We start from the raw sequence: 20,811 nt of genomic DNA on the forward strand, positions 1-20,811 counted from the left end.
TTATTTAGTTTCAAAGCGCTCAGTTAAATACTTGTTTAACTGGGCGTTTTTATTTGAGGCTATTTATGACCACTTCTAAATCCTCAAAGGCATACGGCTTAGCCATGATAACTTTATCACTTGAGAGTAAAAAATACATTGGAGTTGCCGCAATACCATAAGTCTTTACAATAGGATTTTCCCATTTGCCCAAACCAATGGTATGTTTAAACTCTGGATACTTTTTAATTTCTTCCGTCCAATCTGTTGGATCATTTTCTAATCCAAAAGCAACAACTTGTACATTAGGATTTGAAGATATTAGTGTTTTTACTTGTGGAAGTTCATTTAAACAATGACCGCAGCCACTACTCCAAAAAACCAAAAGATAGTAATCCGATCCCTCAAGATCATGCAGGTTAATTGTGCTTTCAGTGGAGCTTATTTCAAAATCAGGAGCTTTAGTTCCAACGGAAGTATTTTTATAGGAAACTAAAGTCTCAGCCAAGACTTTTTTTCCGGTTGTATTCGCCAAGTCCAAAAGGTAGGTGTCGGTCACATAATTAGCCAACTCATGATTATCGGTACTTACAAAACGTTGCCAAAGCACTTCAAGTAATGATGTTTTAATAACATCGGAGTCTGGACCTATTGCTAGAGCTACCTCATCCACATGTTTTTTTAAGATGTTATTACTTGGATTTTGCACCATATTAAAAACATATGCAGTAATGCGATCTACTAAAAAAGATGAGCTTTGTAATAAATAGTCATTAAAATCAACTTGATTCAAATAATGTTCCTTGAGATTTTTTGAATACGTACTTATATCTTCATATGTAGCCGGAAGGTATGGTCTATTTGCAATAATAAAGGAAGAGACGAGTTTGCCCTCAGCCAATTGCTCGTAACCCTTTTGTGTATCATCTAAGGTTTTAAAAATGGCTTTAAAGCCGTCTTCATCTTTTACATCTTTCGAAAAATAATTGCTTATGGTAATATTTACCATATCCATACTTTTAAGGTAGGAGTTCCATAATTTATTTTCTTCTGATGTTTTAAATTCAACACCACTTTCTCTATTAAAATCAAAATCAATTGATTCTTTCCCATTATATATAAAGTCAAAATTATTTTCCTCTGGAGGGATGGCATACACAATTTTATAAATTCCAGGTGTTACTGTTTCATCCATTGGGATTTCAAAATGACCAAGACTATCTAATTTACCTCTGTTTACATAATCTGCACCTTCGGGAGTTGCTTTATATAAAAAGGCATAAGTGTAATCACTAGAAGGTGAAAAGGTGCCTGATACACTTTGTGCTTGAACTAGAAATGGGAAGCATATTAACAGGAGAAGGATTTTTTTCATGTTGTTTGATATTAATGGCAATTAGGCCTCAATAATTACGCCAAAATTATGATTTACTTTTTTTAGACCTTACGCTTTCTATAAATACCGTTGCCAAAATAAGTGTACCTCCAACAAATGTATGTAATGTTGGTATTTCATTCAAGAAAAAGTAAGCGATTATAATTCCAAAAACAGGTTGGGCACTTCCAATTATACTTGCTGTACTAGCTTTAAAATATTTAAGACTATTAATAAATAGTGTATGTCCAACAGCTGTTGTCATTAAAGCTAATAGAAGGACATAAGGATATTGAGTTTTAATATTTGAACCGTCAAATAAGAACAAAGTTGGAAGCAAAACAAAACTTAATATGATAACTTGATAAAACATGAGCATCGTCCCATTGTAATTAGTGGCATGCTTTTTAAGGATTAGGATTCTAATGGCATAGCAAACTGCAGACAGAATACCCAAAAGAATGCCTTGTAAATCTGAACTCTTCAAATTAAATTCTGGAGCCAGAATATAAATCCCAATAAGTACAATAACGCCCATTAGAATATGCACTACATCGACCTTTGTTTTAGAAAAAATGGGCTCTAACAATGCTATTATTACTGGAAACGTGAATAGTGACAACATACCTAAGGCGACATTAGATAATTTTAAAGCATAGAAATAAGTGATCCAATGCGCACCCATAAAAATTGAAGCTAAGAAAAAAGTCCAACGGTCTTTATGACTTGTAATTCTTAAGTCCACTTTTTTAAATCGGCAGTAAGCCACTAAAAATAATCCGGCAATTGCTGAACGCCACCATATGACTACTGGTGTCGGCATATCAATAAATTTACCAAGTGCTCCTGATGTACTTATTAATACTGTAGCAACTGTAAGCCAAAGAAGGTGGTTATAATGACTTTTTTCATTCATTGATTTTTGATAAGGTTTCTAGGGCTTGCTTCACAGATGTTATATTCTCAAAAGAAAGGAGTAATCTTAAACCATTTCGGGTTTTCTTTTCTTTCATTTTACACTTACCTGTATTACGTTGTACAAACTGTAGTACTTTGGTAAAAGCATCGCTTTGATAAAACGAACTTTGTTGATCTTGAATAAAATAACCAATGAGTTTTCCTTGCTTCATTATGAGCTTTTCAACACCTATTTTTACCGCTATCCATTTTAGCCTCACGCTATCAAAGAGTCCAGAAACCTGAATTGGAACTTCTCCAAATCTGTCAACGATTTCAGATTCAAATTTCTGTAAATCTTCTTCAGTTTTTATCTCATTTAGTTTGGTGTATAAATTCAAACGTTCGGTAATATTGTTGACGTAATCGTCCGGGAATAATAGTTCAAAATCAGTATCGATAGTAATATCCTTTACGTATTGCTTCGGTTTCCCATCCTCTTTATACAGATCAGCAAATTCAGATTCTTTTAATTCTTCAATAGCCTCGTTGAGAATTTTTTGATACGTGTCAAAACCAATATCATTTATAAATCCACTTTGTTCGCCACCCAGTAGATCTCCTGCGCCTCTGATTTCTAGGTCCTTCATGGCGATATTAAAACCGCTTCCTAACTCTGTAAACTGCTCTAATGCAGTGATACGTTTTCTGGCATCAGTAGTCATGGCAGAGTACTCTGGTGTAATGAAATAACAAAACGCCTTTTTATTACTTCTACCAACTCGTCCACGCATTTGGTGCAAATCGCTAAGACCAAAGTTATTAGCATTATTAATAAATATAGTATTAGCATTAGGAACATCTAGACCGCTTTCTATAATGGTTGTACTAACCAATACATCAAAATCACCATTCATAAAAGCCAACATTAATTCTTCCAATTTCTTACCATCGAGTTGGCCATGGCCTATTCCTATTTTTGCATCTGGAACTAGCCTCTGAATCATGCCAGCAACCTCCTTTATATTTTCAATTCTGTTATGAACAAAAAAGACTTGTCCACCGCGCTGTATTTCGTAACTAACGGCATCGCGAATTGTTTCTTCGTGAAACCTAATTACACGACTTTCAATAGGATATCGATTTGGTGGAGGTGTGGTGATTACCGATAAATCTCTTGCCGCCATTAAACTAAATTGTAATGTTCGTGGTATCGGAGTGGCAGTTAATGTCAATACATCAACATTTTCCTTTATGGTTTTAAGCTTCTCCTTCACCGCAACACCAAACTTCTGTTCCTCATCAACAATGAGTAGGCCTAAGTCTTTAAATTTTACAGATTTGTTAGCCAATTGGTGTGTGCCAATAATTATATCTACACTTCCTTTTTCTAAACCTTCTAAAGTTTCACGCTTTTGCTTAGCTGTTCTAAATCTATTTACATAATCTACGGTAACTGGAAAGTCCTTAAGACGTGCTTTAAAAGTCCTATAATGCTGATAGGCTAAAATTGTTGTAGGGACTAAAACCGCAACTTGCTTGCCGTTGTCAACGGCTTTAAAAGCGGCTCTAATTGCAACCTCTGTTTTGCCAAAACCTACATCACCACACACCAATCTATCCATTGGGCGCTCACTTTCCATATCGTTCTTAATATCTTGGGTAGAGCTGATTTGGTCTGGTGTATCTTCATAGATAAAGGAAGCTTCAAGCTCGTGTTGCATATAGCTATCTGGAGCATATTGAAACCCTTTTTTCAGCTTACGCTTTGCGTAGAGTTTTATAAGATTAAAGGCAATTTCTTTTACTCTAGACTTTGTCTTTTGCTTTAGATTTTTCCAGGCTTTGCTACCTAGTTTGTAAATCTTTGGCGGCTTACCATCCTTGCCATTAAACTTGGTGATCTTGTGTAAAGAATGGATACTTAAATACAAAATATCACGCTCTCCATAAACTAATTTTATGGCTTCTTGTTTTTTACCTTCAACCATTATTTTTTGAAGGCCACCAAACTTCCCAATGCCGTGATCAATATGTGTCACATAATCTCCAATTTCTAAATTGGTAAGTTCTTTTAACGTAATGGCTTGTTTTTTTGCATAACCATTCTTGAGGTGAAATTTATGATAACGATCAAAAATTTGATGGTCTGTATAGACAGCGACCTTTTGTTCTTCATCAATAAAACCTTGATAAAGCGATACTACAATAGTCTTGTAGTTGACTTGTTCCTCAGTGTCTTCAAAAATATCATGAAAACGTTTTGCCTGTTGCTCGCTTACACAAGCTATATAGTTGGCATAACCATTCTCATGATTGTCATTTAAATCTGCAATCAGCAAATTGAACTGCTTATTAAAAGCAGGTTGCGGTTTGGTATTAAATAGAACTGTTTTTCCACCTAAAAATGATGTGTTGCCAAATTCTACGACCGTATAGTCTAGAAACTGTCTTTTTAGTAATTCTGAATTACAAAACAATTCTGAAGGAGAGGCATGTTTGATCTCAGTAGAAAGCGCTTTAAACGCTTCTTCTGCCTTTGCATAGAATTCATCTATTCTGGAGAATAAAAGAGAACTATTTTTAGAAAAAACTACTGTTTTAGACGCTATGTATTTAAGGAAACTCTCGCGTTTTTCTTCAATGAATTTACTAGCGACATTTGGGATAATACTTACCTTTTTAATTCGCTCTGTTGAAAGTTGAGTTTCAACATCAAAAGTTCGTATGCTATCTACTTCATCACCGAAAAACTCTATACGATAGGGTTCGTCATGTGAAAAAGAAAAGACATCAACAATTCCACCTCTTACAGAAAATTCACCTGGCTCAGTAACAAAATCAACACGTTTAAAGTTGTATTCAAATAGAACCTCATTTACAAAGTCTATACTGAGTTCGTTGCCTACTGAAATTTTCAGAGTATTTTTTTCAAGTTCTTTTTTGGTGACAACCTTTTCGAATAAGGCATCTGGATAGGTGACTATAACAGCTGGTTTTCGCCTAGAATTTATGCGATTAAGGACCTCGGCTCTTAGAAGTACATTTGCATTATTGGTTTCTTCAATTTGGTAAGGCCTTCTATAACTTCCTGGATAGAAAAGCACGTCCTTATCATTGATAAGTTGTTCTAAATCGTTGAGGTAATAGGCAGCTTCTTCTTTATCATCAAAAATTAATAGGAATGGTTTATCAGACGTCTTAAAAACCTCGGACAAAACGAAGGAAAAAGAAGAGCCTACAAGACCTTTAAGGTGAAGATTATTATGGCTGTGATTAGTGTCGCCATTTTGGTTTTGGGCAATAGCATTTTGGAGATTTTGCATTTGCAAAGTCTCTGCATAAGATTTGGAAATTAATGCTTTGCTCAAGTTCCTAATTTGAAGATGCAAATATAAAATTTTTGATTGGTACCATAACGATAAATCCTTGGAATAGAATTATATTTGTAGTCACAGATTACAAGGACTTTTAAACAAATATTTATGTCAATTTCAGATTTATACGATAACGAATTTAGAAAACGTAATAAAGACCATTTTGCTGCCATTGTAAGAGTAGCAATGAGTGATGGTGTTTTTTCGGATGAAGAACAAGAATTCCTAGTTCGTTTGGCTGATCGTCTTAATATCAGCGAGCATGATTATAAACGAATTATGAAAGATTACGAATCGCATCCAATTAATCCACCTGTATCTTATGATCATAGACTTGAGCGTCTATATGATCTATCTAGAATGGTAGTTGTTGACAATATTCAAGAAGAAGAAGAAAAGAAATTATTGCGCAAGTTTTGTGTAGCTCTTGGATTCCATGCTGTTAATGTTAAATACATTACTGAAAAGGCATTAGAGCTAGTTACTCAAGGCCATAGTCTAGATGAATTTATCGACGGAATAAAAAATATGAATCAATAGAAATTAACGATTCAAAAAAAAGCGAGCTAACAGCTCGCTTTTTTTATGCGTTTCTCATAAATTCTTCGGCTTTTTCAACCATGTTTTTACTGCCACAAATAAAAGGAACACGTTCGTGCAGTTCTGTTGGTTCAATATCCATAATTCTGTTGAGCCCATCGCTTGCTTTACCATTAGCTTGTTCTGCTAAAAAGGCCATTGGATTGCACTCATACAATAATCTAAGTTTACCTTTCGCATTTTTCGAACTTTTTGGATACATGTAGATCCCGCCTTTAATCATATTTCTATGAAAATCTGAAACTAATGAACCAATGTATCGTGAAGTATAAGGTCTATCGCCTTCTTCTTTTTGACAGTACTTTATGTAATCTTTTATTCCTCTAGGAAAGTGTATATAGTTACCCTCGTTTACTGAATAGATTCGTCCATCTTCAGGAAACTGCATGTTAGGATGAGATAAATAAAATGAGCCAATCGCTGGATTTAGGGTAAAACCATTCACACCATCACCTGTAGTATATACAAGCATGGTTGAGGTTCCATAAATCACATAACCTGCTGCAACCTGTTGACTCCCCTTTTGTAAAAAATCTTCTAACTGAACTGGTGTGCCAACTGGAGTAACACGTCTGTAAACCGAGAATATAGTTCCTACAGATACATTAACATCGATATTTGATGACCCATCTAATGGATCGATTAATACAACATATTTGTTTTGATGATTTTCATCTTGGCTGTTAATTGAAATGAAATCATCTTCTTCTTCACTCGCAATACCACAAACAATGTTGCGTTTTGTCATCGTTTGAATAAATTTTTCATTGGCATATACATCTAACTTTTGCTGATCTTCACCTTGAATATTAGTGTCACCAGCATTACCAATAATATCTACTAGTCCAGCTTTGTTAACCTCATGATTAACAACTTTGGCAGCAAGTCTTATAGAGTTAATTAGTCGAGAAAGTTCTCCTGATGTGTATTTAAATGAAGCTTGATTTTCGATGATAAACTCACCGAGTGTTTGATTGGCGTGAGACATGAAGCGTTATATTAATTGTGGCAAATATCGCATTTTTTAGATAACTATAACGTTTTCGTAAATTATTTTAATTGTTATGTAAAGTTACTTTGGGTTATATTTGAATTCTTTTTGAATTAACAATGAATCAACCGCGTTTAGCTACAAAAAAAGATATGCCTAGGGTTTTAGAACTCATTAAAGAATTGGCAATTTTTGAAAAGGAACCACACGCTGTTGAGGTAACGTTACAGGACTTAGAAACTGATGGATTTGGGGAAACTCAAAAGTTTACATGTTTTGTTGTTGAAATAAATAACAGAATCGAAGGCATAGCGCTCGTCTATCCGAGATATTCTACATGGAAAGGTGAAGTATTACATCTTGAGGATCTAATCGTAAGCGAAGCTTGTCGTGGGTTAGGTTTAGGAACAATATTGTTAAATGAGGTTGTAAAATATGCTAAGCAATTAGGTGTAAGACGTGTGAGTTGGGAAGTGTTAGATTGGAATGAACCCGCTATAAAGTTTTATGAAAGTAAGGGTGCTAATGTGATGAGAGACTGGGATGTGGTGCAGCTTGATGAAAGTGCAATTGATAATTATCTAAAAAATATTTAGTGCAAGTATATAAATTTGGAGGCGCTTCCGTAAAAGATGCAGAGGGTGTAAAAAATTTAGCACATGTCCTTAAAACAACAGGATATGATAATTTGGTAGTTGTAATCTCTGCAATGGGAAAAACTACAAATGCCTTAGAGATTGTTATTAAGAATTACTTTGATAATAAAGCGGAGTTACAAAGTGCTATTCATGATGTTATTAAATACCACAACGAAATACTATTAGAGCTATTCAATAATGAACAGCATGTTGTATTTAATGCGGTCAAAAAACTATTCGATGAACTTTCCTTGTTTTTTAAACACAATAAGTCTCCAGATTATAATTTTGTTTACGATCAAATTATAGGGTATGGAGAATTAATATCTACAACAATTGTAAGCCATTACTTAAATGATATAGGCATATCAAATACCTGGCTAGATATTAGAGACTTCATTAAAACTGATAATTATTATAGACGAGGTAATGTGGATTGGGAACAAACCCAAGATCTAATCAGCTCTAATTTTAATACAACTCGGTTAAATATCACCCAAGGTTTTTTAGGTAGTGACGCAAACAACTTCACTACAACTCTAGGTAGAGAAGGCAGTGATTACACCGCTGCGATATTAGCCTATTGTCTAAATGCCAAGGATGTTACTATTTGGAAAGATGTACCTGGTGTTTTAAATGCAGACCCAAGATATTTTGAGAATGCCCAATTGCTTAATCAAATATCGTATCGTGAGGCTATAGAATTGGCTTTTTACGGTGCTTCTGTAATTCATCCTAAGACGTTACAACCTTTACAGAGAAAGGAAATTCCTTTATTAGTAAAGTCCTTTCTAAATCCGTCTAATAGTGGTACAACGGTTGGCAAAGGCAAGCTTATAGAACCAGAAGTACCATGTTTTATCGTAAAGAAAAATCAAACATTAATTTCATTATCATCATTGGATTTTTCATACATAGTCGAAGAAAATATTAGTGAAATTTTCAATTTATTACACCTTTACAAGATGAAGGTTGATGTTATTCAGAATTCAGCTATTAGTTTTTCGGTATGTATAGATAATTTATATAATAACCTTGATAAACTCTTGCAGCACTTAAAAGCTAAATTTAAAGTAACAAGTTATGATAATGTTAGTCTTTATACCATAAGACATTATAACGATGAGGCAATTGATAATCTAGAGAAAGGGAAAACTGTTTTATTAAAACAATTAACACCACATACTATTCAAATAGTAACGACATAAGGAATAGTATGTAAATTAAATAAAGGATAAGCTAACTTGATTATTTAATAAAGACTAAATACCAAGTTATTAGTTATTAAATTTGTTGTTATGGGCAAATCAACCGAAATGGGATTAGTAACCGCCAAAGAGGTAGCGAAAGCTATCAATGCCGACAAATACGGTATTTTGGGGACTTTTTTCGGTTGGATTTTAATGAAAGTCCTTAAAATCTCTACACTCAACAAAATCTACAATCGTAATAAGCACCTTAGTGATCTTGAATTTTTAGATGGCATATTAGGAGAGTTTCAAATAAAATTTGAAATCCCTGAGGAGGATATAAAACGTTTACCAAAAGAAGGGCCTTATATAACAATTTCTAATCATCCCCTTGGTGGTATTGATGGCATATTACTTTTAAAATTGATGCTAGAACAGCGTAGCGATTTTAAGATTATTGCCAATTTTCTATTACATCGAATTGAGCCACTAAAGCCCTACATTATGCCAGTAAATCCTTTTGAGGATCGTAAAGATGTTAAGAGTAGTGTCTCAGGATTTAAAAGCGCTATTCTTCATTTAAGAGAAGGAAGTCCTTTAGGTGTTTTTCCTGCTGGTGAAGTATCAACCTATAGAGATGGAAGGCTTGTTGTTGACAAGCCTTGGGAAGAAGCTGCAATGAAATTAATTCAAAAAGCACAGGTGCCAGTTGTTCCTATTTATTTTCATGCTAAAAACAGTAGATTGTTCTATAGATTATCCAAGATTAGCGATACTTTAAGAACAGCCAAATTACCATCAGAATTATTAACTCAGAAAAGAAGAATAATTAAAGTACGTGTTGGTAAGCCAATATCCGTAAAAGATCAATCTGAGCACCAGAGCTTAACTGAGTTTACTGAATTTTTAAGGCGTAAGACCTATATACTCTCAAAGACCTTTGAAGATAAGTCGAAGATTTTAGAGAATATTAAATCCACTGTCAAGGTGCCAAAATCACCTAAAAGTATTGTGACGCCAATTGACTCTAAAATTATGGTAGATGAGGTCAACTATCTTAGAGAGAAAGATTGTAGACTCCTACAAAGTAAAAATTATGAGGTCTATTTAGCCTCTGCCAGAGATATACCCAATATTTTACGAGAAATAGGACGACTTAGAGAAATTACTTTTAGGGAAGTTGGTGAAGGAACTAATGAGGCTATAGATTTAGATACCTTCGATACTTATTATCATCATATGTTTTTATGGGATAATGATAAAAATATAATTGCCGGAGCCTATAGAATGGGTCTAGGTGCTAAGATTTTTGAGCGCTTTGGTATAGATGGTTTCTATCTACAAGACTTGTTTAGGTTTGAGCCAGAATTATATAAAATGATGAGCCAGTCTATAGAAATGGGACGTGCGTTTATCATTAAAGAATACCAACAAAAACCGATGCCTTTGTTTTTGTTATGGAAAGGGATTGTACACACAACATTGCGTTACCCTGAACATAAATTTCTTATCGGAGGTGTAAGTATTAGTAATCAGTTTTCAAATTTCTCTAAAAGCTTAATGATAGAGTTTATGAAATCCCATTACTATGATCCTTATGTTGCACAGTACGTGCATCCTAAGAAAGAATTCAAAGTGAAGCTTAAGGATGCGGATAAGGATTTTGTTTTTGATTCGACCGAAGCAGATTTAAATAAGTTCGATAAAATTATTGATGAGGTAGAGCCAGGCGCATTAAGATTACCTGTACTTCTTAAGAAGTATATTAAACAGAACGCCAAACTTGTGGCATTTAATGTAGATCCGTTATTTAACAATGCAGTGGACGGTCTTATGTATATAAAAATTGCCGATTTACCCGAAAGTACTGTAAGACCTGTAATGGAGGAATTTCAGGCTGAGTTGGAGCAAAAATTTATGGATAATAATGACAAATAGATGGTTCTTATTATTTGTGCTTTTTCCTTTATTTCTAGTCTCCCAGACGATTAAAGGTAAGGTCATTGACAAAGTAACACGAGAACCTGTTGAAACTGCTTCTATTTATTTTGACCATACAACTATAGGGACAACCACAGATGAAAACGGAGAATTCTCTATTGAATATAATGATGCGGTACAATCTAATCTAGTCATCTCTTTTTTAGGATATGAGAAGGTACTAATCACTGATTACAGATCTATGAGTAATGTGATAGTTGAGCTTGTTGTTGCCACCAATACATTAGATGAAGTCTATGTTAATTTTGATGATGAATTAACTAGAGCACAAAAACTTCAACTTTTTAGAAAAGAATTTTTGGGCACATCGCGTGTGGCGAATTCTTGCAAAATATTAAATGAAGAGGACTTAGTGCTTTATTACGATAGTGATAATAAAACGTTATATGCTAGTTCTCCAGTACCTGTAGTTGTAAAGAACAGACTCCTTCAATATGAAATAGATTTTGATATTATTGACTTTGAAGCAAACTATAACACCATAGATTTTGAAGAACAACGCTTTCTTATTAATGCAGTAAAATATTTAGGGACCTCCTTTTACAAAGATCTAAATGTGGATTCGAAAAAGCGCGTACAACGTAACCGTAAAAAGGTATACAATGGTTCTGTTCAGCATTTTATTAGAGCCCTTTATAATCAAAATCTAAAAGCAGAGAATTACCGAGTTTATAATAAAGGTAAAAAAGTGAATGAGTGGAATTATATTTCAGTTAAAGATAGCAAACAAAAAGGTATAAAGGAGCTGACACTGAAGTCCAAAATTTCAATTCTATATAAAAGGTCTCGACAGTCCACGATGGAATTAAAAACTGATAAAATCTATATAGATGTTTACGGTAATTATGCGCCAATTATAGGTGTATATCTTACTGGTTATCTTGGGGACCAGAGAGTGGGTGACACTTTACCTTCAGACTTTGGATTAGAGAAATAAAAAACCCAGAATTAAATTCTGGGTTAAATATGATTTAAAGTGATTTGAACCAATCTTGAAATTGATTACCCAGTAAAAAGGTAGTCTTCTTTTCACCACCAAAGGCGCCGATCAAACTCATTAGCCATGCGATGAAAAGGACAATAAATATTAAGAAATTCAGTATTGGGATCCATGATGTAATGAAGGCAATAATAAGAAGCCCTAGCATTTGTCTAATGTAAAAGGATCCTAACTCAGTTTTGTTATTACTATTCATTATAAGTGCGATAACCCATCCTATGATTGTAAGATGCGCAATTATAGCAATATTTTTACCATCGCTTAATACTTCTTTTGCCTCGTCAGCAAACTCCGTAGCTTTTTCTTTTGCATCACTTGCAAGTTCTTTTGCATCATCTGCTAATTCACTTGCTTTTTGAGTGATCTTTTCTCCAGCTTTTTTAGCACTTTCTTTTGCATCACCTATCATATCATCTAGGTCGTCTTTTAAATCTTTATTCTCGTCTGACATTTTATTTTGTTTTAATGGTTAATAGTAAAATTAAAATTAGTAAAAAAAGTTGCCGCTTTATTGAAAGGCAGTATCAATTGGTTCCCAGAGTTCGATTTTATTATAGTCATTATCAAGGATCCAGGCGAACTTCCCATAATCATATGTCTCCATTTCACCCACAATTGTTACACCTTCCTCTTCTAATACTTTTAAAAGTGCTTCAAGATCATGAACTCTATAATTAAACATAAAGTCTTTTTTTGAAGGATCAAAATAGCTCGTTTCTGCTTTAAAAGGACTCCACTGTGTCGAACAATCATTGCCCTCTTTATCTTTCCACCAGAAAGTACAGCCATATTGGTCAGTGTTTAGCCCTAAGTGTTTTTTGTACCATTCTTTTGAGGCCTCAGGATCATTGGTTTTAAAAAAGAGCCCACCAATACCTGTTACACGTTTTTCCATATTATTTCTTTTTTATTGCAGATTCATAAATATCTATCCATTCTTCACAAGTCATTTTGCGTGTGAGTTCACCTATCAATTCATAAGGGATGTCCTCAACTTTTTTAAAACGAATACAGCTTTTGCCCATATCTAATTTTCTAGTGCTGTGTTTCGGATATTCGTTTACAAACCAATCATGCAGTTCTTTCTTTGCATAAATGCCACTATGATATAAGTTAACAGAATTTTTTTGCGAAGCAAAACTCATAAATGGTAATGGTGTTTTAGGATCACAATGATAGCCATCTGGATATACCGAATGAGGAACATAATAACCAATCATTTTGTATTGTATGCCTTCCTCAAATCCTTTTGGGAGGTTATCATTAATGACTTGGCGTAATTTTTTAAGCGCGAGTTGTCGTTCTTCTGGGACTTGAGAGATATAGTCCTCAGGAGAGTCTGCATTATATTGCATAGTGAGATTAATTTAGTAACCTCTAAGTTAGCAAAATTTAGCTTTGATTTTATCTACAATGGTTTGTGCCAATTTGACCTTACTCTCCACCGTCCATCCTGCTACATGAGGTGTGAGTAAGACATTTTCAGCATCAATTAAAAATTGAAATGCTATTGGAAGATCTCCTGAAAATAAGTTTTCAAACGAAGACTTTTCGTATTCTAATACATCCAAGCCAGCACCCAAAACTTTTCCAGATTTTAGAGCTTCTGCCAAATCTTCGGTAACCACACTTTTACCTCTTGCCGTATTTATTAGCCAAATAGGTTTTTTAAACGAATTTAAAAAAGCACTATTTATCATATTTACGGTTAAGGGTGTCTGAGGTGTATGTAAACTTAATACATTTGTTTTTTCTTGAAGTTCTTCTAGCGAAACTTGAGTACAGTTTTTGTCACCAACATTTGCTTTAATGTCGTAGCAAATGACGTCAACATCAAATCCTTGAAGTTTTTTAGCGAAGGCTTTTCCCATGTTACCATAACCAATAAGCCCAACAGTTTTACCATCTAGCTCTAATCCACGATTTTCTTCTCGCAACCATTTCCCTTGAGCCACTTCGCTATTGGCTTTGTTTAGTTTGTTAAATAGGGAGAGAATCATTCCAAGGGCATGCTCGCCGACAGCATTGCGGTTGCCTTCTGGTGCTGAGATTAAGTAGACACCTTTTTCTTGAGCATAGTCACAATCGATATTTTCGAGCCCAGCACCGACACGACCAATGAATTTTAGATTTATGGCATTATCTAAAAAGGTTTTGTCAATTTTAAAACGGCTTCTTATGATAATACCGTCATAGGAGCTTATTTTAGCTTCAATTTCTTCCTTTGATGAAGTGTAATCTTCATGATTTTCAAAACCCAATTCATGGAGCTGATTTATGAGTAATGAATGGTTGGTATCTAAATGGAGAATTTTCAAATTTTAGGATATTCTGTTTGTGTACGCTCGTGTTGTACGTTTCCGGTATGCGCGGTGTTTAGTTTTTCAAATAAAAGCACATGGACTTCTTCATCGTTTAAGGTACATGGATTGTGTTCAACGCCTTTTGGGACGACAATAAATTCACCAGCGTTCACAATTTCTGTTCTATCTCTAAACTGCATATGCAATGTGCCTTTAATGACTTGAAAGAGCTCGTCCTCCTCGTCATGGCTATGCCATACAAATTCACCTTTTAGTTTGGCTAATATGACTTGCATATCATCTACAGTGGCAACCTGATGCGGATGCCAGTTTTTAGAAAATTTGGTGAACTTTTCTTGAATGTTTATTGGTTTCATACCTCAAAGATACGAAGACCTAAGGATTAGATTCCAAGGATTAATTTGGCTATCCAGAAATAAAGTAAAATTCCAAGTATATCGTTACTTGTAGTAATAAATGGACCTGTAGCAATCGCAGGATCTATACCTCGTTTATCTAAAAATAGTGGGACGAATGTACCGATGAGTCCAGCAATGATAATTACGGCGACAAGTGAAACAGAAATTGCCACAGCTTTGTTGACATCGCTTGTGTATGCCCAAACGAATAGAAATAAGAAAATAGCTAAAATGACACCATTTAAGGCGGCAAGAAGCATTTCTTTAAGTAGCCTACTATTAATACTTCCTTTTACATCGTCATTTGCCAAACCTTGTACAATTATCGCACTAGATTGTACACCAACATTACCAGCCATCGCCGCAATTAATGGTGTAAAGAAAAACAACACTGCATATTGATTAAATGCTTCTTGAAACCCTTCCATTATTATAAAGGCGCCTACACCTCCAAGCAGTCCTAAAAATAACCAAGGCAAACGTGCACGGGTTAATTCTAGAATACTATCGTCTGAGTCAACGTCTTGTGTAATACCTGCTGCTAACTGATAATCTTTATCTGCTTCTTCCTTTAAGACATCTACAATATCATCAATCGTAATGCGACCAAGAAGTGTTTGCGAATCATCAACGACAGGAATAGCCTCCAAATCGTATTTAGCCATGACCTTAGCAACATCTTCCACATCCTCCGCTACATTCACAAAGTCAACATTTTCTTTAGCGATATCAGCAATTTTTTGCTCACTTTTAGCTACGATAAGATCTTTTAATGACAATCGTCCAATAAGCTTCTCTTGCTTATCAACAACATAAATGGAGTGTACTCTTGTTACTTCCTTAGCTTGACCTCTAATTCGCCTTAAACAACCAGCAACGGTCCATGTTTCATAGACCTTAACAAGTTCCTTAGCCATTAAACTACCAGCCGTATTTTCATCATAAGTTAGGAGCTCAGTAATTTCTTCTCTATGCTCTTCATCTTCAATATTAGAAATAACTTCAGCTTGGCGTTCTTCGGGAAGCTCTGCAATAATATCTGCAGCATCATCAGTATCTAATTCTTCAACTTCTTCTGCAATTTCTTTGGCAGAAAGATTTTTAAGAATCTTTTCCCTTGTATCTTCATCTAATTCAGTAAGGATGTCTGATGTGGTTTCAGAATCAAGAAGCTTAATGAGATAGATGGCATCATCGAGATCTAATTCGTCCAAAATCTCAGCAATATCTGCATAATGAAACTCGTTGAGTAAATTTTTAAGTTCCTTATCGTCTTGATTTTCAACAAGGACTTCTACTTGCTCAATAAGCTCATCAGTTAACTGAAATTGTATGTTATCTTGGATTTCTTCCACCTAAAGCAAACGTATTTATTCTAAAACTAAAAGTCCGAATATTATATACTAATGGTCATTTTGAATTAAGGTCGTCAGTTTGATAAATTCTGATACGCTTAATTGCTCTGGACGCTGCCCAAAGATAGCATTTGCTTTTAAATTATCTGAAAGATTGAAAGTTTTTAAACTATTTCGAAGTGTTTTACGACGCTGTTGAAAACCAGTCTTCACTATTTTAAAAAATAGTTTTTCATCGCATGGAAGTTGGTAGCTTTCTTTACGTTTTAAGAGAAGTACACCAGAATCCACTTTCGGAGGTGGATTAAATACTGTTGGTGGGACTGTGAATAAATATTCTGCGTCATAGAAAGCTTGAGTAAGTACAGAAAGAATACCATAAATCTTAGATCCTTCTTTTGCACAAATTCGCTTCGCTACCTCCTTTTGAAACATGCCTGAAAACTCAGGAATTTGGTGGCGCATTTCTATAGTCTTGAATATTATCTGAGACGAGATATTATATGGGAAATTACCAATGATGGCGAAATTTTTATCCTGAAAAATTTGAGATAAGTCATATTTTAAAAAATCTTGCTCATAAATTCTGTCAGCGAGCTTTGGGTAGTTTTCTTCTAGATAACTCACCGATTCGGTATCAATCTCAATGACATGGGTTGTGATATTCTTCTCTAACAAATATTTGGTAAGCACACCCATTCCTGGACCAATTTCTAAGACATCCTCATAAGAACTAAGGCTAAGCGTATCGGCAATTTTCTTGGCAATATTTTCATCTTTCAGAAAATGTTGACCTAAGTGTTTTTTAGCTCTTACATGTTGATTATTGGCCACTTATAATTTATTAGTTAAAGTTAACAGTGTATTCGTCTACAATTTCCAATTCTGTTCTAAATGCCAACATTTTATCTGCAAAACGTTTTAAACCATCCTGTCTTAATCGTTCTGCATCTTCTTTGTAGTACTTAGCTAAAGCCTCTTTATTATGCGCTCTATATTGTATAGAGTAGGTTTGACCTCCCATTTCTTCTTTAACTAGGACCTTGGTTAATTTTGCCTCAATAAACTTACCCGTTGCCAAGACTTGAGGGATATGGTCTTTAATCCACGTTAGCCATTCGTCATGTGCAGAGTCATCAATATTTACAGTTACGTTGTAAATGATCATTTTACTAGAAATATAATTTTGGTAAAATTAATGATAACCGCCTAATTAATTGGGTCACCTCGCAACATTCTAAATTTCTTTCGAGCTTCGATAAAATATATACTGTCCTCGTGTTCAAAAATTATGCGTTCGTAATTGGCTTTGGCTTCTTCTGGTCTTGCCAAATAGATATTGTAGAGTTCGGCTAAATGATACAGCGCATCATCCATTAGAATATCTTCTCTGTAGTCTTTAATAATAAGTAAATAATTAGCCTCAGCTTTATCATATTGCTTTTTAGCTTCATATAATTTCGCTTGCTTAAATAAGGCTTGATCAATTATACTTTCACCTTTATGTTCTCCTAAAATTATATCTAAGACAGAAATGGCCTTATCTGTTTTATTCTGAAAATCATAAAGATCGGCTTTAGCATATAATTTTAATGCTGTTCGTGTACTGTCTTCATATTTATTATCAGAAATAAGAAGTTTTAAATCTAGGGCGTCGTTAGCAATAAGCTGAGAGGTTGAAGACTTTAATATCTTTAGTTGTGATTCTGCCCAATCAAAGTCACCTTTGTAATAGCTGGTTTTAGCAACCTTAAACCTAGCCTCTTGAGAAATTGTGCTATTCTTTAAATTGGCCTGAATTTGTGAGTAGAAAATTAGGGCTTCATTAAATCGTTCTTGCAAAACGAGTATATCGGCCAGTAATAATTTTACGGTTGCTTGTTGAAATTCGCTAATGTTTAATTTCATGCTTTCCCTAAGAAAACTTGTGGCTTCCTCTGTGTTCTTTTTGGTAAAGGCTAAAAATTCACCAAAAGATAGCTGTAGGGATAGTGTATTGTCTGAAAGGCCATATTCTTTAAAGAGAGTCTTATAGCGTGCTTCAATTTGGTTTAGTAATTTTTCATCTCCATTATTTGAATCGATCTCGAGGATATATTGATGTGCAGTTAAGGCAGTACTTGTATCTTGAGTTGTTTTTAATATGTAATTAAAGATGTTCTTGGCGGTATCCTCATCATTATCATCTAATGCAGTAATAGCCAACTCTATAATTCGATCTAGACTAATAGGATTTCGTTTGTAAAGTGCTTTCTCTTGTGTAAATGATTTTGAATAAGCTTTTTCCTGAACGTACAACCAACTCAGCATTTCATACCAATACGGATTAGGATTCTGCTGTATTTTTTTGAGGAGTTGACGTCTAAGAAAGATGTTATTTTCATTTTCATTATTCTCAGAAATGAATTCGCTTATGGCGCGTTTAATGTTGTTGAGGTAATTTGGTTTATACTCGATGTATTCTATATAATTTTCAAACATCTTTTCGACATTCCCTTGGTCGCCATAGATTCTTGCGAGCTGAATACTGTAATTTTTGTCTGGTGTTAAAACCTTACCCTTATCATAGATTCTAATCGCTTCATCAAGCAGAGAATGGTCCTCAAATTTGCGTGCAACGCTATAGATATAATTCGGTTTTTCATCAATAAATGATATGGCCTCTTCATATAAAGTTTGGGCTTTACTAAGGCTATCCTGAAGCTGATAATTGTATCCTAATTCTACAATGAGAGTTGGGTTTCTCCTTTTTGCCAAACGTTGAACCAGGATATCTTGAGCATTTTGAAATTCTTCGAGTTGTTGATGTGTTTCAACAAGTTTGAATAAAAAATTATAACTGTATGGTTTTTCCTTGAGAAGGTTCTGATAAATGATGAGTGCTTTTTTAAATTCTCCTTTTTTATAATAACTATCTGCAAGTATCTCGTTGTTTTGGCCATAGCCAAATTGCATAACGAGCAGAGTAATAATTATAAAAAGTGATTTTTTCATTGCAGGGTTTTTGTAAATATAACAAATGGGCAAAGCACATATTGTAAATGTTATTATAAAAAAATGCCTAAACGTTCGGTTTAGGCATTTTGACCAGCAAAATAAATGTGCTATTAATCATTATTCGTCATAAAATATGATTCAGTTACTTTGTCTTGGTGTCCTTATTATCTTCTAGTATTGTCGGTTAAAATAAAACCTTGCTTACCATAACTATTAAAGCTGCAAGTAAAACAATACGTTTTAGGTTTTTCATTATAGGTTAGTTATCAGATTTGGATTACTAACATGATAAAAATAAATAAAAAAAGCGAAGAAATACACAAAAAATCGATTAAAAACCTATTTTTTTAACAAATCTATCATGCTTAGAATGGAGGAGTTACATCAATCGATATACTCAAATCCAGTGTAAGGCACTAAAACATCTGGGATTTTTATACCAGCTTTTGTCTGATAATTTTCTAAAATTCCAGCTAAAACTCTAGGTAAGGCCAAAGAACTACCATTCAATGTATGACATAATTCTTTCTTGCCGTCACTATTTTTAAAACGCAACTTTAAACGATTTGCTTGGAAGTTTTCAAAATTAGAAACTGAAGATATTTCTAACCATCTTTCTTGGGCAGTTGAAAAGACTTCAAAATCATAAGTTAAAGCTGAAGCAAATGTAACATCACCACCACATAGTCTTAAAATACGATAAGGCAATTTTAGTTCCTTTAAAATCTCTTTGACATGATCAACCATACCCTCTAACGCATTATACGAGTTATCAGGTTTTTCTACCCTTATGATCTCAACTTTATCAAATTGATGTAAACGGTTTAATCCACGGACATGAGCACCATAACTTCCAGCTTCTCTTCTAAAGCAAGGAGTATAACCAGTAATTGAAATAGGCAAGTCCTTTTCATTTAAAATACTGTCCCTAAAAATATTTGTACCTGGTACTTCTGCAGTTGGAATGAGATATAAATTATCTGCACCTACATGATACATTTGCCCTTCCTTATCTGGTAATTGCCCTGTTCCAAATCCTGAGGCTTCATTTACTAGATGGGGTAATTGGTATTCAGTATAACCTGCTTCTGTATTTTTATCTAAAAAATAAGTAATTAAGGCACGTTGCAGTTTTGCGCCCTTACCTTTATAAACTGGAAATCCTGAACCGGTAATTTTATTACCTAATTCAAAATCAATAATGTCATATTTCTTAGCAAGTTCCCAATGTGGAAGTGCACCTTCAAATAATTCTGGAATATCACCTTCTCTATAAACCTCCTCATTATCTTCATCAGAGTTTCCGTTTGGAACAGAAGTATGAGGTACATTTGGGATTTTGTATAAAACTTCCTTCAGGGCATCAGTCTTCGAATTTAATTCTTGCTCTAAATCCTTTGTTTCTTCTTTAAGTTGGGTCGTTTTTTCCTTTAGTAGGTTTGCTTTTTGTGCTTCACCCGATTTAAACAACATGCCAATTTCCTTTGATAATTTGTTAGATTCGGCTTTTGTGTTGTCTAGTTTAGTTTGTAATGAACGTCTTTCTTCATCAAGTGAAATGACCTCATTAACCATTGTTGTTGGGTCGATATTACGTTTTTTTAATTTGGTAATGACCTCTTCTTTATGATCTCGGATAAATGCAACCTGTAACATAGTGGTGATTATTTATAATTGACAAAAATGTCA

19 protein-coding genes are annotated in these 20,811 nt (G+C 34.2%); 5 read left to right on the top strand and 14 right to left on the bottom strand.

What is annotated here, in order from left to right:
- Positions 1–49: 49 nt before the first annotated feature.
- From ACRHOC_RS04075 to mfd, 3 genes are read right to left on the bottom strand one after another with little or no spacing between them, the layout of a single operon-like run.
- On the bottom strand, positions 50–1,354 hold the full coding sequence (locus tag ACRHOC_RS04075) for a TlpA family protein disulfide reductase (protein ID WP_431157275.1): 1,305 nt from the start codon (positions 1,352–1,354) through the stop codon (positions 50–52).
- 46 nt (positions 1,355–1,400) lie between these two features.
- Complete coding sequence (locus tag ACRHOC_RS04080) at positions 1,401–2,270, bottom strand: DMT family transporter (RefSeq protein ID WP_431157276.1); 870 nt, start codon at positions 2,268–2,270, stop codon at positions 1,401–1,403.
- Positions 2,263–5,577 (bottom strand): transcription-repair coupling factor, encoded by a 3,315-nt coding sequence (mfd, locus tag ACRHOC_RS04085; RefSeq protein ID WP_431157450.1) that lies wholly within the window; start codon positions 5,575–5,577, stop codon positions 2,263–2,265. Before mfd ends, ACRHOC_RS04080 begins: the two co-directional genes overlap by 8 nt.
- Before the next feature lie 159 nt (positions 5,578–5,736).
- Here mfd and ACRHOC_RS04090 point away from each other — a divergent pair, with 159 nt between their 5' ends.
- Entirely contained in the window at positions 5,737–6,168 is a 432-nt protein-coding gene (locus ACRHOC_RS04090) for a TerB family tellurite resistance protein (RefSeq protein ID WP_431157277.1), read from the top strand.
- Positions 6,169–6,211: 43 nt separating this feature from the next.
- Here ACRHOC_RS04090 and fbp read toward each other — a convergent pair whose 3' ends face one another.
- Entirely contained in the window at positions 6,212–7,216 is a 1,005-nt protein-coding gene (fbp, locus tag ACRHOC_RS04095; protein ID WP_431157279.1) for a class 1 fructose-bisphosphatase, read from the bottom strand.
- A 122-nt stretch (positions 7,217–7,338) separates the two neighbouring features.
- Here fbp and ACRHOC_RS04100 point away from each other — a divergent pair, with 122 nt between their 5' ends.
- The 4 genes from ACRHOC_RS04100 to ACRHOC_RS04115 all read left to right on the top strand — a co-directional run bounded on the left by ACRHOC_RS04100 (position 7,339) and on the right by ACRHOC_RS04115 (position 11,985).
- On the top strand, positions 7,339–7,815 hold the full coding sequence (locus ACRHOC_RS04100; RefSeq protein WP_431157280.1) for a GNAT family N-acetyltransferase: 477 nt from the start codon (positions 7,339–7,341) through the stop codon (positions 7,813–7,815).
- Positions 7,815–9,065 carry an aspartate kinase gene (locus ACRHOC_RS04105; protein WP_431157281.1) on the top strand — a complete coding sequence of 417 codons (1,251 nt, stop codon included), beginning with the start codon at positions 7,815–7,817 and terminating at the stop codon, positions 9,063–9,065. The genes ACRHOC_RS04100 and ACRHOC_RS04105 overlap by 1 nt, the downstream gene beginning before the upstream one ends.
- A gap of 108 nt (positions 9,066–9,173) precedes the next feature.
- Entirely contained in the window at positions 9,174–10,985 is a 1,812-nt protein-coding gene (locus ACRHOC_RS04110) for a GNAT family N-acyltransferase (protein ID WP_431157451.1), read from the top strand.
- Positions 10,975–11,985 (top strand): carboxypeptidase-like regulatory domain-containing protein, encoded by a 1,011-nt coding sequence (locus ACRHOC_RS04115; RefSeq protein ID WP_431157282.1) that lies wholly within the window; start codon positions 10,975–10,977, stop codon positions 11,983–11,985. Before ACRHOC_RS04110 ends, ACRHOC_RS04115 begins: the two co-directional genes overlap by 11 nt.
- A 34-nt stretch (positions 11,986–12,019) precedes the next feature.
- Here ACRHOC_RS04115 and ACRHOC_RS04120 read toward each other — a convergent pair whose 3' ends face one another.
- From ACRHOC_RS04120 to serS, 10 genes are all read right to left on the bottom strand, one after another.
- Positions 12,020–12,499 carry a YtxH domain-containing protein gene (locus ACRHOC_RS04120; protein ID WP_431157283.1) on the bottom strand — a complete coding sequence of 160 codons (480 nt, stop codon included), beginning with the start codon at positions 12,497–12,499 and terminating at the stop codon, positions 12,020–12,022.
- 57 nt (positions 12,500–12,556) lie between these two features.
- Positions 12,557–12,943, bottom strand: a complete 387-nt coding sequence (locus tag ACRHOC_RS04125; RefSeq protein WP_431157284.1) for a VOC family protein — start codon at positions 12,941–12,943, stop codon at positions 12,557–12,559.
- Between the two features lies 1 nt (position 12,944).
- Positions 12,945–13,403: a DUF1801 domain-containing protein gene (locus ACRHOC_RS04130; RefSeq protein WP_431157285.1), complete on the bottom strand. Its 459-nt coding sequence runs from the start codon at positions 13,401–13,403 to the stop codon at positions 12,945–12,947.
- A 27-nt stretch (positions 13,404–13,430) separates the two neighbouring features.
- Positions 13,431–14,366, bottom strand: coding sequence for a 2-hydroxyacid dehydrogenase (locus ACRHOC_RS04135; protein WP_431157286.1), 936 nt, complete (start codon positions 14,364–14,366; stop codon positions 13,431–13,433).
- Complete coding sequence (locus ACRHOC_RS04140) at positions 14,363–14,728, bottom strand: cupin domain-containing protein (RefSeq protein WP_431157287.1); 366 nt, start codon at positions 14,726–14,728, stop codon at positions 14,363–14,365. Before ACRHOC_RS04140 ends, ACRHOC_RS04135 begins: the two co-directional genes overlap by 4 nt.
- Before the next feature lie 26 nt (positions 14,729–14,754).
- Complete coding sequence (mgtE, locus tag ACRHOC_RS04145; RefSeq protein ID WP_431157288.1) at positions 14,755–16,125, bottom strand: magnesium transporter; 1,371 nt, start codon at positions 16,123–16,125, stop codon at positions 14,755–14,757.
- 48 nt (positions 16,126–16,173) lie between these two features.
- Entirely contained in the window at positions 16,174–16,959 is a 786-nt protein-coding gene (gene rsmA, locus ACRHOC_RS04150) for a 16S rRNA (adenine(1518)-N(6)/adenine(1519)-N(6))-dimethyltransferase RsmA (protein ID WP_431157289.1), read from the bottom strand.
- 10 nt (positions 16,960–16,969) lie between these two features.
- Complete coding sequence (locus ACRHOC_RS04155) at positions 16,970–17,293, bottom strand: DUF4286 family protein (protein ID WP_431157290.1); 324 nt, start codon at positions 17,291–17,293, stop codon at positions 16,970–16,972.
- A 41-nt stretch (positions 17,294–17,334) separates the two neighbouring features.
- Positions 17,335–19,119, bottom strand: a complete 1,785-nt coding sequence (locus ACRHOC_RS04160) for a tetratricopeptide repeat protein (RefSeq protein ID WP_431157291.1) — start codon at positions 19,117–19,119, stop codon at positions 17,335–17,337.
- Between the two features lie 387 nt (positions 19,120–19,506).
- Positions 19,507–20,778 (bottom strand): serine--tRNA ligase, encoded by a 1,272-nt coding sequence (gene serS, locus ACRHOC_RS04165; protein WP_431157292.1) that lies wholly within the window; start codon positions 20,776–20,778, stop codon positions 19,507–19,509.
- Positions 20,779–20,811: the final 33 nt, after the last annotated feature.

Origin of the sequence: Winogradskyella poriferorum (assembly GCF_050618035.1) — a bacterium.
Classification (GTDB): domain Bacteria; phylum Bacteroidota; class Bacteroidia; order Flavobacteriales; family Flavobacteriaceae; genus Winogradskyella; species Winogradskyella poriferorum_A.